Source organism: Pseudomonas sp. JY-Q (assembly GCF_001655295.1).
In the GTDB taxonomy this organism is placed as follows: domain Bacteria; phylum Pseudomonadota; class Gammaproteobacteria; order Pseudomonadales; family Pseudomonadaceae; genus Aquipseudomonas; species Aquipseudomonas alloputida.
Genome location: NZ_CP011525.1, coordinates 4,677,881 through 4,692,703 on the forward strand (window position 1 = coordinate 4,677,881; position 14,823 = coordinate 4,692,703).

Genomic DNA, 14,823 nt, shown 5'->3' on the forward strand with positions numbered 1-14,823 from the left:
GCTCGCTAGAATTGCGCACTTTTTGATCAGAGGCGCCAAAAGCGCCCGTCAAGTTCGCCCCCGATTCCGGCCGGGCGACCTGTATTCAATACCGAGGTTAGTCATGTCCACCACGCCCGCCACCCCCAAGGTAGGTTTCGTAAGCCTGGGTTGCCCAAAAGCCCTGGTCGACTCCGAGCGCATCCTGACCCAGCTGCGCATGGAAGGCTATGAAGTCGTACCCACCTACGAGGACGCCGACGTGGTGGTGGTCAACACCTGCGGCTTCATCGACAGCGCCAAGGCCGAATCGCTGGAAGTGATCGGCGAAGCCATCAAGGAAAACGGCAAGGTGATCGTCACCGGCTGCATGGGCGTCGAAGAAGGCAGCATCCGTGACGTGCACCCAAGCGTGCTGTCGGTCACTGGCCCGCAGCAGTACGAGCAGGTAGTCAACGCCGTTCACGAAGTGGTGCCGCCGCGTCAGGACCACAACCCGCTGATCGACCTGGTGCCGCCACAGGGCGTCAAGCTGACCCCGCGCCACTATGCCTACCTGAAGATCTCCGAAGGCTGCAACCACAGCTGCAGCTTCTGCATCATCCCGTCGATGCGCGGCAAGCTGGTCAGCCGCCCGGTGGGTGAAGTGCTGAGCGAGGCCGAGCGCCTGGTCAAGGCCGGGGTGAAGGAAATCCTGGTGATTTCCCAGGACACCAGCGCCTACGGCGTCGACGTCAAGTACAAGACCGACTTCTGGAACGGCCGCCCGGTGAAGACCCGCATGCTCGAGCTGTGCGAAGCACTGAGCAGCCTGGGCGCCTGGGTACGCCTGCACTATGTGTACCCTTACCCGAACGTTGACGACGTGATCCCGCTGATGGCTGCCGGCAAGATCCTGCCGTACCTGGACATCCCGTTCCAGCACGCCAGCCCGAAAGTGCTCAAGTCGATGAAGCGCCCGGCCTTCGAAGACCGCACCCTGGCGCGCATCAAGAACTGGCGCGAGCAGTGCCCTGAGCTGGTGATCCGCTCCACCTTCATCGTCGGCTTCCCGGGCGAGACCGAGGAAGACTTCCAGTACCTGCTGGACTGGCTGACCGAAGCCCAGCTCGACCGCGTGGGCTGCTTCCAGTACTCGCCGGTGGAAGGCGCCCCGGCCAACGACCTGGGCCTGGCCGAAGTACCGGACGACGTCAAGCAAGAGCGCTGGGACCGCTTCATGGCCCACCAGCAGGCCATCAGTGCTGCCCGCCTGCAATTGCGCATCGGCAAGGAAATCGACGTGCTGATCGACGAAGTCGAGGAACAAGGTTCGGTTGGCCGCAGCTTCTTCGATGCACCGGAAATCGATGGCAGCGTGTTCATCGATGGCGACCATGGTTTCAAGCCAGGCGACAAAGTGCGTTGCCGTGTGGTGGATGCCGACGAGTACGACATGTGGGCTGAACCCATCTAAAACGGCTGAAGCCTGCAAAGCCCCTGCCCCGGCGTTCTCCATAGGGAATGACCGGCGCAGGGGCTTTTTTGTCAGAACGTGTGAAACAGCATCAGGCCGCCCTCGGCATCCGGGCTGGCATCCGAGAAGCCTTTGACTGCATAGAGTTGGACTTTCCACTGCTGGTTGAGCTTGTGGGTGAGGAACAGGGTAAGCTCCTTGATCTGCGCCCCGGTCGAGACCACTTTCTGCCGCCAATCGTAGGAGGCGCCGGCCGAAGTACCGACCGCCACCGGCAGGGCAAAGCCGAGACTGGCAAATACCGGGTCATCGAAGTCGCTATCGGGCGGGTCACCGAACTTCTTCCAACCCAGCGTCGCGAAACCGGTGACCGGGCCAAAGCCCTTGGCTATGTCGACCTGGGTGGTGTAGTCGTACTGGCCGGTGCCCAGGCACTGGTCTTCATCAGCGGTAGGGAATTTGACCTTGCCGATCAGGTCCAGCATCAGGCCGCCGTCACGACCATCGAGCAGTGCATAGGCGGCGCTGGCAACCGTGTCACCCAACCCGCTTTCCACGTCTCGGCAACCACCGGGCAAGGGGTCACCATTGGGGCCGACTTCGGGGTTGGTGATACGCAACCAAGGCACGGTAACCTTGTAGGTCATGGGGCCGCTCTCATACTTGCCGACCACCGGCACATACCAGATTTCCGAAGTGGTGCCGGTACCATAGTCGCCACTTGAATAATCCATGCCAATGGCGGCACTGAAGGTATCGGCCAGCGCCGACACGCAGGTGCACGAGAGCAAACAGGCGAACAGAGGGAGCGTGGGTCTCATTTGCAACTCAGTACTCTTTCGGGAAGCATGGCCAGACTTACCCAGCCTAGTTGGCTAACGCCCGGATCGCTCTGGATGCTCGACTTTTTCCACCGTCTCTGCCTTTTCCGGCCTCTCCACCTTTTCAACTTTCTCTGGTAACTCCACCTTTTCGACCCGTTCAGGCTTTTCTACTTTTTCTACTTTCTCGGGCTTCTCGACTTTCTCGACTTTCTCGACCTTCTCGACCTTCTCGACTTTCTCGACCTTCTCGACCTTCTCGACCTTCTCGACTTTCTCGACTTTCTCGACTTTCTCGACTTTCTCGACCTTCTCGACCTTGTCTACTTTTTCGACCTTTCCGGTGTTTTCGACTTCGACCTTCTCAACCCGATCGGAGCTTCCACTGTTGCTACGCGTCGATTGCTCCGATGCGTCGAGGTGTACCGACTCTCCCGACTTGTCACCACTGCCATGGTCACTGGAGCCGTCAACGGCACTGCGCCCACTGTGATCATCGCTGTTTTCATCACGATCGTTGGCCCCATCGCTTGCGCCATGACCGCTGCTGGAGCCGCCGGAGCTGCTTCCGTCATGCTCACCTCCGTGCTCCGACTGGCTTCTGTCAGAATTGTCGACACGGTCGTCCTGGAATTCCACGCGGGTTGCCCGCAGCTCGTGAGTTCCATTGAGCACCCCGCTCACCCGCACACGTTGATCAAGCGCCAACGCCGCTGGCTGCCGGCCGACAATTACGGTGCCCTGCCCCAATGTCACATTGAGACCTGCAACCACCAACTGCCGAGCTTGTGTGCGCTGTACCAGCCCTTCAACCACCGCCTGCTGGACACGACCAGCAAAAGGCAGGCTCGGGTCTGGACGGGTTTGCGCCACTTCAAGCTGGCGCCCGGTCCACTGGCCGCGCACCAGCACCTCACGTGCAGGCGCCACACGGGTACCCAACTTCAACCCTTGAAGGCTGCCAGTGCGATCAACCGCGCCGATGGCGCTGGCCTCCCTCAACCCCGGTGCCCGTTCGATACGGGTCGCCACGACTTCTCCCCGGGCATCGCGCAGGCCGCTGACCCTCACGGGCTCACCCGGGCGCAACCCTTCAGCTACCCGCGCGCCAGCGGCCAGCCGCACGGGTTGCCCCATGACCCGCAGTGGGGCCGAGGCATTGGGCAGCGCCGTCAACGGCCCTTCGAAGACGTTGAGGATCGAAATGCGCCCCGCTTGCAGGCCGCGCTGGGTGGCGAATGCCTCCACCGCCACCACCTGCCCGATCGCCAGGTGACCACTGCTGGCAGGCGCACCGTTCTCACTCACCGGTACGTCCTTGCCATAGTGCACTTCCATGCCATTGACGCAGATCGAGGCGAAGCCGGTGATGGTACCGACGATGCCTGTACCCCCAGTACCACCCGGGCGCAGGATCGGCGTACCGGTACCACCTACATCACCGTGGCGCTGATCAAAGTAGGTGCCGTCCACACCCTCCGCCACCGCGCCTGTGCCGCCTGTACCACCCGGACGTTGCTGGACTGGGGCACCGGTGCCACCGACGCCGCCATTTTCATTGCGTACACCGGTGCCGCCCATACCGCCGGGAAACTGCAGGCCTGCGGCACCGGCCATACCCATCTCGTCACGGCTGACACACACCGGCGCTGCGGCCACCTCGGCCGGGGCCATCAGGTTCCCCCCGAAAACCAGGGCAAACATGACAGCACTGAGGTAGCGCACAGGAAGAGTCATGGGCCGGGTGTCTTCGACGGGTCGGAATCGGTAGCTTCAGTGTAGAAATAAAGCCCGACAGTGATGCGCTGACGTTGTTCGATACCGGGCTCATCAGCACTCTCCAACGCTGCTGCAAGCCGGCTGAAGGCAAGTAGTGTCTGCATGCCATCCTTGGCTACCACATCTCGCAAATGCTCGACGCTGGCCGGGCTCAAGGCATCGTAGTGCACGCTTCGCTCAAAAAATGGCGGGCCTTCGCCGCTGAGGTTGTGCACCGCCGCACAGGCATGGTCATGCAGGTTGTGGCCGAAGTACGCAGCCTTTTCATCAAAACCCTTCTGTGGCACGAATGCATGGGCTTCCAGGTGCACGCAATCCTGCTCATCGAGCCGCACGACGCCCAGGCGCAACCATTCGTCCAGCACCACCCGGCCGCGGATATCGGTGCTGACCTTGGCGACCAGGGCGTCGAATGAGCAATCGCCACCCACACTGGCTAGCCGCGCAAGCGCCCTCGCCTGGCCGGGTGCCGAACAGAATGGTGGGGTGTTGGTCCATACATTGACCAACTGTGCACCTAGCGTGATGTTATCCGGCAGGGCCGCAATTGCAGTGTCACCCTCATTACGCAGCCGCCGGACATCTTTACGATGCACGCCGGTAAGCAGGCTGATGCGGCTATCGGTTGGCGCGGTGTCGTTCAGGCGAAACTCGCGATGGGCCACATCGACGAACACCTCCTTGAGCAGGTCGGTGAACATCGTGTAGGTAACCCCTTTGCGCAACATCAGGCGCACCAGCGGGCGCATCACACGCCGCAGCGCACTCAGCATCGACGGGGGTAAGACAGGCGATTGCATCGAGGGCATTCCTTGACAGAGGCACCCAGTATAAGACGCGGGAATTAATCCCACGCAAACCGCAATCATATCCCGGCATGGACGAGGAAAAAGCTGTCAGCGCTCATTGGAAATGACGTGATAAAGGCAAGACAGGCCAGAACCTGCTCATACAAAACCCGTCCGCTGGGTTTTGTATGGGCCACTTCGGGTCAGCGCCAATCAGCTTCTGCTGTTGTCATCCCCGGCCTCGCCGCCGGCATGAACACCGTGGTCATCACCGGGTTCGCCACCCACATGGTTGCCGTGATCGTCACCAGGTTCACCACCAACATGATTGCCGTGATCATCGCCAGGCTCACCGCCGACATGATTACCATGATCATCACCGGGTTCCCCACCCGCGTGATTGCCATGATCGTCACCCGCTTCAGCATGGTTGCTGCTGCGCCCAGCGTTTGAATTACCGTCGTGGCCACTGCCGCTGTTGCCGGCATGGCCACCACCGTCACCGCCGCTGCCGTGGCCACCACTTCCGCTTCCGCCACCATGGCCACCGCCGCCACCACTTCCACCACCACCGTGGCCACCGCCACCGCCACTTCCACCGCCACCGTGGCCACCGCCACCGCCACTTCCACCGCCACCGTGGCCACCGCCGCCGCCACTTCCACCGCCACCGTGGCCACCGCCGCCGCCACTTCCACCGCCACCGTGGCCACCGCCGCCGCCACTTCCACCGCCGCCGTGGCCACCGCCGCCACCGCCACCGCCACCGCCACCGCCACCGCCACCGCCATCTTTAGCGTAGGCACTGGAGCCATGAGAAATCGAGTCAGGGATCAAGGCAATGGACATCGACAACACGCCAGCTACAGCAGCCGCGAGTAAAGCCTTCTTGAACAGCAGGTGGATTTGCATAGTCCGTCTCCAGGTCTTCGCCACGAGAACGCCAAATCGGTCAGTAATCTTGCTTCAGATTGAACTTATATTTGCGTGGGATTTTTTCCCACGCTTAATTAATAGACCGTCACTCCCCAGGTCTCAAGCGCCAAGCGAACAAGCCGACCGGTGGTTGGCCTGCTATGTTTTCCCTATCGTCCCAGAGGAACACCGGCATGGCTGCGCTACTGACGCTGCAAACCCCGCGCTTGTGCGACTACAGCGAGCTGGTACAGGTGTGGGAGGATTCAGTACGCGCCACCCACGACTTTCTGCCAGAGGGCTATATCCTGCTACTGCGCGAACATGTGCTGCGCCGCTACCTCGACGCAGTGATGCTGATCTGCTGCAAGGACCGCCAGCGCATCTGTGGTTTCGCCGGTGTCGCCAACGGGCGGGTGGACATGCTGTTCGTCGCACCTGGCTACCGTGGCCAAGGGGTAGGCAAGCGCCTGCTGCGCTATGCCATCAATGAGCTGAATGCCGAGTACCTTGACGTCAACGAACAGAACCCGAAAGCGCTGGGCTTCTACCTGCATGAAGGTTTCGAGGTCATCGGCCGTTCGGAAACCGACGGCCTGGGCCAGCCCTATCCTCTGCTGCACATGAGGCTAATGCGCACAGTGCCTTGAGGCGGCGCCTGAATGTGCCGCGCTATGTGTCCAAAATGGCGCATCTGACACAGATTCCCATCATTTACCGCTTGCAGGCAGGTACAATGGAGGCCTTTCCCTGCCTTGCGAATTGCCCCATGTCCGAACCCGTCCGCCTGTCCAAACGCCTCATCGAGCAGCTCGGCTGCTCCCGCCGCGAGGCCGAGCAGTACATTGAAGGAGGCTGGGTAACGGTCGATGGCGTGGTGGTCGAGCAGCCGCAGTTCAAGGTTGAGCAGCAGCGCGTCGAACTGCTGCCGGGCGCCCGTGCCGAAACCCTGGAGCCAGTGACCCTGCTGCTGAACCAGCCAGCCGGCATGGACAGTGAAGACGCCCGCGCCAGCATGAACATGGGCAGCCTTAGCGAGGCCCACCGCGAAGGCGTGCGCGCCCTGCACGGGCATTTTGCCCGGCAGGCCTGCGTGGCACCGCTGGAGCGTGGCGCCAGCGGCCTGCAGGTGTTTACCCAGGACTGGCGGGTATCCCGCAAGATCGAGGCCGACCTGCGTCGCCTGGAGCAAGAGTTCATCATTGAAGTGCGCGGCGAAACCACCCCCCAGGCGCTGGAACGCCTGGCGCGTGGGGCCATGCGCAATGACCGCGAGTTGCCCAAGGCCAAGGCCAGCTGGCAGAACGAGACACACCTGCGCATGGTGTTGAAAAACCCACAACCAGGGCAGATTTCCGAGCTATGCGCCTACCTGCGCCTGGAGCTTTTAGGCATGCGACGCATTCGCCTGGGTGGTGTGTCGATGGGCAAGCTGCCCTTGGGCCAATGGCGTTACCTGGCTACCTCCGAACGTTTCTAAGCAATACGCCGCGCCGGAACGCGCGGCACCTGAACAGGATTCTGCTGCAATGAACCACAACGACGTCCTGCGCAGCCTGCGCTACATGCTCAAGGTGAACGACGCCAAGATGGCCGAGATCATCGGGCTCTCTGGCCTCGAAGTGCATCCTCTGGTGCTGGCCACCTACCTGAAAAAAGAAGAAGAGGAAGGCTTCGTGCGCTGCCCTGAACGGGTGATGGCGCACTTCCTTGACGGCCTGGTGATCTACCGCCGAGGCAAAGACGATAGCCGCCCGCAGCAGCCGATCGAGCTGCCGGTAACCAACAACCTGATCCTCAAGAAGCTGCGTGTGGCCTTTGAGCTCAAGGAAGACGACCTGCACGCGATTCTCAAGTCGGTCAACTTCCCGGTCAGCAAACCTGAGCTCAGCGCGCTGTTCCGCAAGGCTGGCCACGACAACTACCGCCCGTGTGGCGACCAGTTGATGCGCAACTTCCTCAAGGGCCTGACCCTGCGCGTGCGCGGCTGAGTGGCCATGCAGCATACGGTTGTCCCGGTCGGCATCGTCCACTCCTGTTTCAAGGAAAAGTTCGCCATTCCGCGCCAGCCGCAGCTGGCGCCTGCCGCCCGTGGCGTGCTCGAACTGTTGCCGCCGTTCGATCAAGGTGACGCGGTCGAAGGCCTGGAGCAGGTCAGCCATGTCTGGCTGCTGTTCCTGTTCCACCAGGCCCTGGAAGAAAAGCCGCGCCTGAAAGTGCGGCCTCCGCGTCTGGGCGGCAACAAGAGCATGGGGGTGTTCGCCACCCGCGCCACCCATCGGCCCAACGGCATCGGCCAGTCGGTGGTACGCCTGGAGGGCGTGGAGCCCGGGCGCCTGCTGCTGTCCGGGATCGACCTGCTCGACGGCACGCCGGTGCTGGACATCAAGCCTTATGTGCCCTATGCCGACAGCGTCGCTGGCGCCAGCAACCAGATGGCCAACGCAGCGCCTGTGGCAATTGCCGTGCAGTGGGCGGACAACGCCCTGATCCAGGCCCGCGAGCATGCGCTGCGTTTGAATGAGCCGCTGGTGCAACTGATCGAGCAATGCCTGGCGCAGGACCCACGGCCGGCCTACCAGATACCACCGTCCGAGCGGGTGTACGGGGTGAAGTTCTGGGATGTGCAAGTAAGGTGGCATTACCCACAGCCGGAGGAGATCCGGGTGTTGGAGGTGGTACTGGGCTGAGGGCCACCGCATCGCCCTGTGTGGGAGCGGCCTTGCGTCGCGAAAGGGCTGCACAGCGGCCCCAAGATTTCAGCCATCCTGCAAGGTCGCCGGGGCTGCTGCGCAGCCCTTTCGCGACGCAAGGCCGCTCCCACAAGGGACCGCGCAGACACGAAAAAGGCGACCTTGGGTCGCCTTTCTCATTTCAACCCGCTATCAACGAGCCGGGCCTTCAGCCACGCCCAGGTCGTCCGTCGGGCGGGTATCGACCAGCGGCGCACCACCGGAGGCCAGTTCCGAAGCCAGCTTGTCGTTGTCCATTTCCTTGACCCACTTGGCCACTACCACGGTGGCAACGGCGTTGCCCACCAGGTTGGTCAGGGCGCGGGCTTCGGACATGAAGCGGTCGATGCCGAGGATCAGCGCCAGGCCGGCAACCGGCAGGTGGCCAACAGCCGACAGGGTCGCGGCCAGCACGATGAAGCCCGAGCCGGTAACGCCGGCAGCCCCCTTGGAAGCCACCAGCAGCACCAGCAGCAGGGTGATCTGGTGAGTGATGTCCATGGTGGTGTCAGTGGCCTGAGCGATGAACACCGCAGCCATGGTCAGGTAGATCGAGGTACCGTCCAGGTTGAACGAGTAGCCAGTCGGGATAACCAGGCCCACTACCGATTTCTTGGCACCCAGGCGCTCCATCTTGGCCAGCATGCGTGGCAGGGCCGACTCCGAGGACGAAGTACCCAGCACGATCAGCAGTTCTTCACGGATGTAGCGGATCAGCTTGATCACGCTGAAGCCGTGGGCACGGCAGATACCGCCCAGCACCACCAGCACGAACAGCAGGCAGGTGATGTAGAAGCAGGCCATCAGGTAGCCCAGCTGCACCAGCGAGCCAACACCGTACTGGCCGATGGTGAAGGCCATGGCGCCGAAAGCGCCGATCGGGGCCAGCTTCATGATCATGTTGATGATGTTGAACATGACGTGGGCGAAGCGGTCGATCATGTCCAGTACCGGCTTGCCGTAGCTGCCCAGGCGGTGCAGGGCGAAGCCGAACAGTACCGAGAACATCAGCACTTGCAGGATGTCGCCGTTGGCGAAGGCGCCGACGACCGTATTGGGGATGACGTTAAGCAGGAAGCCGACGGTAGTCTGCTGCGCGCCGGCGGCGGCGTAGGCAGCCACGCTGCTGGCGTTCAGGGTGCTGACGTCGATGTGCATGCCAGCGCCTGGCTTGACCACGTTGACGACGACGAGGCCGATGATCAGGGCGATGGTGGAGACGATTTCGAAGTACAGCAACGCGTAGCCGCCGGTTTTGCCGACCGACTTCATGCTCTGCATGCCGGCAATGCCGCTGACCACGGTACAGAAGATGATCGGGGCGATGACCATCTTGATCAGTTTGACGAAGCCGTCACCCAGGGGTTTGAGGGCAACGCCCGTTTCCGGGTAGTAGTGGCCGAGCAGGATGCCGATGGTGATGGCGACCAACACCTGGACATACAGGGATTTGTACAGCGGCTGACGTGTCGTCATGGCTAATTTTCCTCAAGTGTGCCGGTTCACCCTTCCCAGGGTGATGGGGGCACCTGAATCGCTAACCCTCCTGCACTTGGAGGGATTTGTCGTTGTGTTCGAGCTGCCTGGGCAGGCCTCTGCGAGGATCAATAGCAAGGGTGGTGCCAAAATGCCCATGAAGGGTGCAAAGCCCGTATTTGCTAGGAATAAATGCCCAACGACAGGGCGATATTCCCGAGACGGATTGGCGGATTTCCGCCCGATGGCGGAATTTGTACAAGGAGGAATGGCGGAAATCCGCCCTTTGTGGATTGTCTGTGCCCCCATTCGCGGATTGACCTGCGAATGGGCCGGCACAGGCTAGGGATCAATCCAGGTTGAAGGTGATCCTGAACGCAGCGCCCCCCAGCGGCGAATCGCCAAGGCTCAGCTCGGCGTCATAGCTGTCGACGATATCCTTGACCACGGCCAAGCCGATGCCCTGCCCCGGGTGCTGGCTGTCCAGCCGCTCCCCACGCTCCAGAATGCGTTCACGCTGGTCGGCGGGCACGCCCGGCCCGTCGTCCTCGATGCACAAGGTCAGATACCCCGGCGCCTTCACCAGGCTCACCCGCACTTGGCCCAGGCTTAGCCGGTAGGCGTTCTCCAGCAGGTTGCCGAGCATTTCCAGCAACGCGCCCTGCTCCATCGGTACCTGCGCCGCGTCCGGCAACTCCAGCACCACGTCCACACGTTTTTCCCGGTAAACCTTGGCCAAGGTGCTGCACAGGCTGTCGAGCAACGGCCGCAGCAAGACGCTGTGGCGGACCAGGCCACTCTTGCGCAGGCTGGCGCGTTGCAGCTGGTAGTCGATCTGCTGGCTCATGCGCTCGATCTGGCTTTGCAGCACCCGCGCCTGCTCGCGCTCGCCGCTGCGCTGCTGCAAGCTTTCACCCACACCCTGCAACACCGCCAGCGGCGTCTTCAGGCTGTGGGCCAGGTCGTCCAGCGAATCACGGTAGCGCGTGCGCTGCTCACGCTCACTGCGCAAGAGACGGTTGAGCGAGCGGGTCAGGCGCAGCAACTCGCGTGGGTGCTCGCCGCTCAGACCGTCACGTGCACCTGATTCCACTTCATCCAGTTCGTGGCTGAGGCGTCGCAACGAGCGCAGCCCCCAGGTCAGGCCTGCCCACAACAACACCATGAGCGCCAGCAATGCAGCGCCGAACCCCAGGTAGAGCTTTTCGCGCAGGCCATTGAGGGTGGCCTTGTACTCGCTCACGGGCTGCAGAGCGACAATGCTGTAGGCGGCACTCTGCCCGCCCAACAGCTTGATCTCGACGTCGTACACGAAGAACTCTTCGCCATCGGACTGGTGAATGCGGTCGAACTCGTTGCCGCGCCCGTCATAGCGCGGCTGGTAGTTGATGTGCCGGTCGGCGGTGGCACGCGACTGCCAGACCAGTTTGCCGTCGCGGTCAAAGATATAGCCGAGCAGGCCTGTGTAGGGCAGGTTGTAGCGCTCGTCCGGCAGCAGTGTCGGCATCTGCAGCTGGCCATGCTCGATACGCGCAGCGGAAATCAGCGTGGTCACATCCGAGGCCAGACGCTGCTCGATCGATTCCTGCAGAGCCAGGCTGAAGGCCTTCTGCAAGGCCGGCAGCAGCGCCAGCATGAACAGCAGCGCCAACACTGCGGCGGCCAGCATCAGGCGCACCCGCAGCGAGCGGATCATCGGCAGCGCTCGGTGAACAGGTAGCCCAGGCCGCGCACCGTGTCGATGGGTTTGAAACCGCGCTCGCCTTCAAGCTTGCGGCGCAGGCGGCCAACCAGCACTTCGATGACATTGGGGTCGCGCTCTTCGTCACCTGGGTACAACTGTTCCATCAGGCGATCCTTGGCCACCACCTGCTGGTGATGGCGCATGAGGTATTCGAGGATGCGGTATTCGTAGGCAGTCAGGGCCAAGGCGTGTTCGTCGAGGGTGGCCTGCTTGCGGTTGAGGTCAAGTACCAAGGGGCCAGCGGTGATGGTCGACTGGATGAAACCACTGGAGCGGCGTAACAGGGCATTGAGCCGTGCTTCAAGCTCCTCGAACTGGAACGGCTTGACCAGATAGTCGTCGGCACCGGCGGCCAGGCCCTCGACCTTGTCTTGCCAGTTGCCACGGGCTGTGAGGATGAGAATGGGGAAGGTCTTGTCCTGGCTGCGCAGCCGCGTGATCAGCTCCAGGCCGCTGATACCGGGCAGGCCCAGATCGATGATGGCAAGGTCGAAATGGTACTGCTCGGCCTGGTACAGCGCCTCTTCGGCATCAGCGACCGCCTCGACCACATGGCCGCTTTCGCCCAGGCGGGTGTAGAGGTGATGGCGAAGCAGGGCTTCGTCCTCGACCACCAGCAGTTTCATGTGCAGCTCCTTATGTGTATTGCCTGTACCGGCCTATTCGCGGGTATGCCTGCTCCCACAGCAATCGCACAGTCTCTGAAACGTGTGCAGCACCTGCACAAGCCAAAGGTACTGCACAGTTTCAGCGGTTTGTGCAGTACCTGTGGGAGCGGGCGTGCCCGCGAAGGCCGGTACAGGATAACGCGGCTCGTTCGTCAGAACTTGTAACTTGCTGCCAGGTAGGTCTGCGCGCTGCAGGTCAGGCGCAGGGTGCCATCCTTCGGCCCGCCATGCGCGCCCACCTCGGTCGCGGCATTGGTGCGCAGGTAACGGTAGCCCAGTTCGACCGAGGCCTTGTCGGTGATGTCCTGGATCACACCGGCCTGCAAGCCGTAGGCATAACCGTAGTCAGTGTCCCGGCTGGCGCCTGGCGAGTCCTGGGTAAGCTTGGTCACACCCAGGCTGCCACCACCGAACAGCTTGGTGGTATCGCCCACCGGCAGGAACAAGTCGTAGCTGCCAAGCAGGTTTTCCTGGCGCAACTTCAGGCCACTGTGGTCGCCAGAGACATTGTCATAGGTCATGTAGTAGCGGCCCTGGTCGTTGATCTTGCCCAGACGCACACCCCAGGTATCGTCCTTGCCGATAATACCGTCGGCATTGAGCTGATCGGTGTTGCGTTGCAGCAGGCCGGACTTGCGAACTTTGTCGCTGGTCTGGCCGTAGGTGAGGCTGGCGAAGTTGTCGTCCGCGGCCTGGGCGGTGGTAATGCCAGCGGCACAGACGGCCATGGCGGCAAGCAAGGTATTGAAGGTTTTCATGGCTGGGTACTCCAGTTGGGTGCGCTGTTTCGGTCTGGAAGCTAGAGTAATCAGGGCACCCTGAACCGCGACTGAACCCTGGCTGAACCCCGGCTGAACGAATCGATAGCAAAACAAGGAGTTGTGAACATGCGAGCCCTGCTGGCCCTGACCCTGATGTGCAGCGCCGCCCTCGCCCAAGCGGCGGTAGTGACCCGTGAAATTCCTTATCAGGACGACGATGGCAACCGCCTCGTCGGCTACTACGCCTACGATGACGCGCTGGACGGCAAACGCCCAGGCATCGTTGTGGTGCATGAATGGTGGGGCCTGAACGACTATGCCAAGCGTCGTGCGAGAGATCTTGCCGCCCTGGGCTACAAGGCACTGGCCATCGACATGTACGGCGATGGCAAGCACACCGAGCACCCGCAGGATGCCCAGGCATTCATGGCCGCAGCGATGAAGGACCCGGCTGCGGCAGCAGCGCGCTTCGACGCGGGCCTGGAGTTGTTGAAAAAGCAGCCGAATGTGAACAAGCATCAACTGGGCGCTGTCGGCTACTGTTTTGGCGGCAAGGTGGTGCTCGATGCCGCACGCCGGGGAGAAAAGCTCGATGGCGTGGTGAGCTTCCATGGCGCACTGGCCACCCAGACCCCGGCAAAACCTGGCGTGGTGCGGGCCGATATCCTGGTCGAGCATGGTGCGGCGGACAGCATGGTCAGCCCACAGCAGGTGGAGGCGTTCAAGGCCGAGATGGATGCGGCCAAGGTCAACTACCAGTTCGTCAGTATTGAAGGGGCCAAGCACGGGTTCACCAACCCCGATGCCGATCGGCTGAGCCACGGTGAACATGGGGGGCCGGACATTGGCTATAACAAGGCCGCGGACGAGCGTTCCTGGGCGGATATGCAGGCGTTCTTCAAGAAGGTGTTCAAATAAAAGATTGTGCAATCGTTATGGGAAAGGAGGCGTTACCACGCCACCTCCCTTAGCGCCTGCACAGCTGGCACAATAGCCGCCATGAACACACTTCCTGCCTGTTGCGCCCCGCTCCAGCACCACTGGCCCCTGCCCCGCCCATTGCCCGGCGCGGTGCTGGTCAGTTGCGCCTTCGACCCTGCCCACTTGGCCGCCGACGACTTCCAGCGCGCTGGCGTACTGCCCAGCGCCAGCCTGCTGCGCTCGGTGGCCAAGCGCCAGGCCGAGTACCTGGCCGGCCGCGTATGTGCCCGCGCCGCGCTCCAGCACCTGGACGGCCGCGACTACGTGCCCGGCACCCACGAAGACCGCTCGCCCATCTGGCCCGCCGGTATTCATGGCTCGATCACACACGGCAAGGGCTGGGCCGCCGCGGTGGTCGCCGGCGAAAACAGCTGCCAAGGTCTGGGCCTGGATCAGGAAGCCTTGCTGGATGACGCGCGCGCCGAGCGGCTGATGGGCGAAATCCTTACCCCGGCAGAGCTGGAGCGCCTGGACCGCCGCCAGCTTGGGCTTACGGTCACCCTGACGTTCTCGCTGAAGGAAAGCTTGTTCAAGACCCTGTACCCACTGACTCGCCAACGCTTCTACTTCGAACACGCAGAAGTGCTCGACTGGTCCGCAGAAGGGCTGGCGCGCTTGCGCCTGCTCACCGACCTGTCACCGCAGTGGCAGCAAGGCGCAGAGCTGCAAGGCCAGTTCTGCCTGCAGGACGGCCACCTGCTGAGCCTGGTCAGCGTCTGACCT

The 14,823-nt window shown here is 62.3% G+C and carries 15 protein-coding genes; 7 read left to right on the top strand and 8 right to left on the bottom strand.

Translation table 11 applies throughout. From position 1 onward, the window contains the following. Positions 1–103 precede the first annotated feature (103 nt). Complete coding sequence (gene rimO / locus AA098_RS21145) at positions 104–1,435, top strand: 30S ribosomal protein S12 methylthiotransferase RimO (protein WP_004576169.1); 1,332 nt, start codon at positions 104–106, stop codon at positions 1,433–1,435. 71 nt (positions 1,436–1,506) lie between these two features. Here the strand turns inward: rimO and AA098_RS21150 are convergent, their stop codons facing one another. From AA098_RS21150 to AA098_RS30025, 4 genes are all read right to left on the bottom strand, one after another. Then, positions 1,507–2,256, bottom strand: a complete 750-nt coding sequence (locus tag AA098_RS21150) for a hypothetical protein (protein WP_012051465.1) — start codon at positions 2,254–2,256, stop codon at positions 1,507–1,509. A gap of 54 nt (positions 2,257–2,310) precedes the next feature. Then, positions 2,311–3,993 carry a DUF5666 domain-containing protein gene (locus AA098_RS21155; RefSeq protein ID WP_064614973.1) on the bottom strand — a complete coding sequence of 561 codons (1,683 nt, stop codon included), beginning with the start codon at positions 3,991–3,993 and terminating at the stop codon, positions 2,311–2,313. Next, positions 3,990–4,835, bottom strand: coding sequence for a DUF6502 family protein (locus tag AA098_RS21160; protein ID WP_003254799.1), 846 nt, complete (start codon positions 4,833–4,835; stop codon positions 3,990–3,992). The genes AA098_RS21155 and AA098_RS21160 overlap by 4 nt, the downstream gene beginning before the upstream one ends. Positions 4,836–5,026: 191 nt before the next feature. Next, positions 5,027–5,638, bottom strand: coding sequence for a hypothetical protein (locus tag AA098_RS30025; protein ID WP_064614974.1), 612 nt, complete (start codon positions 5,636–5,638; stop codon positions 5,027–5,029). A 294-nt stretch (positions 5,639–5,932) separates the two neighbouring features. Here AA098_RS30025 and AA098_RS21170 point away from each other — a divergent pair, with 294 nt between their 5' ends. From AA098_RS21170 to tsaA, 4 genes are all read left to right on the top strand, one after another. Next, a complete protein-coding gene (locus AA098_RS21170; RefSeq protein ID WP_003254803.1) occupies positions 5,933–6,388 on the top strand; it encodes a GNAT family N-acetyltransferase in 456 nt (151 codons plus the stop codon). A 119-nt stretch (positions 6,389–6,507) separates the two neighbouring features. Further along, the gene (locus tag AA098_RS21175) at positions 6,508–7,218 is read left to right on the top strand and encodes an rRNA pseudouridine synthase (RefSeq protein WP_010952344.1); all 711 of its coding nucleotides are present in this window, start codon (positions 6,508–6,510) and stop codon (positions 7,216–7,218) included. Positions 7,219–7,267: 49 nt separating this feature from the next. Then, on the top strand, positions 7,268–7,729 hold the full coding sequence (locus AA098_RS21180; protein WP_003254807.1) for a DUF1456 family protein: 462 nt from the start codon (positions 7,268–7,270) through the stop codon (positions 7,727–7,729). Between the two features lie 6 nt (positions 7,730–7,735). Next, positions 7,736–8,428 (top strand): tRNA (N6-threonylcarbamoyladenosine(37)-N6)-methyltransferase TrmO, encoded by a 693-nt coding sequence (gene tsaA, locus AA098_RS21185; RefSeq protein ID WP_019750645.1) that lies wholly within the window; start codon positions 7,736–7,738, stop codon positions 8,426–8,428. Positions 8,429–8,623: 195 nt separating this feature from the next. Here the strand turns inward: tsaA and AA098_RS21190 are convergent, their stop codons facing one another. From AA098_RS21190 to AA098_RS21205, 4 genes are all read right to left on the bottom strand, one after another. Further along, positions 8,624–9,946, bottom strand: coding sequence for a dicarboxylate/amino acid:cation symporter (locus AA098_RS21190; RefSeq protein WP_003254811.1), 1,323 nt, complete (start codon positions 9,944–9,946; stop codon positions 8,624–8,626). A 349-nt stretch (positions 9,947–10,295) separates the two neighbouring features. After that, positions 10,296–11,642, bottom strand: coding sequence for an ATP-binding protein (locus AA098_RS21195; protein ID WP_004576836.1), 1,347 nt, complete (start codon positions 11,640–11,642; stop codon positions 10,296–10,298). Continuing rightward, positions 11,639–12,316, bottom strand: coding sequence for a response regulator (locus AA098_RS21200; protein ID WP_004576835.1), 678 nt, complete (start codon positions 12,314–12,316; stop codon positions 11,639–11,641). The genes AA098_RS21195 and AA098_RS21200 overlap by 4 nt, the downstream gene beginning before the upstream one ends. Positions 12,317–12,510: 194 nt before the next feature. Beyond that, positions 12,511–13,116, bottom strand: coding sequence for an outer membrane beta-barrel protein (locus tag AA098_RS21205; RefSeq protein ID WP_064614975.1), 606 nt, complete (start codon positions 13,114–13,116; stop codon positions 12,511–12,513). Between the two features lie 129 nt (positions 13,117–13,245). Between AA098_RS21205 and AA098_RS21210 the strand changes: the two genes are divergently transcribed. Together AA098_RS21210 and AA098_RS21215 are read left to right on the top strand one after the other, a co-directional pair. Beyond that, complete coding sequence (locus AA098_RS21210; RefSeq protein WP_060538947.1) at positions 13,246–14,037, top strand: dienelactone hydrolase family protein; 792 nt, start codon at positions 13,246–13,248, stop codon at positions 14,035–14,037. Between the two features lie 81 nt (positions 14,038–14,118). Then, complete coding sequence (locus AA098_RS21215) at positions 14,119–14,820, top strand: 4'-phosphopantetheinyl transferase (protein WP_003254817.1); 702 nt, start codon at positions 14,119–14,121, stop codon at positions 14,818–14,820. The last annotated feature ends 3 nt before the right edge of the window (positions 14,821–14,823 follow it).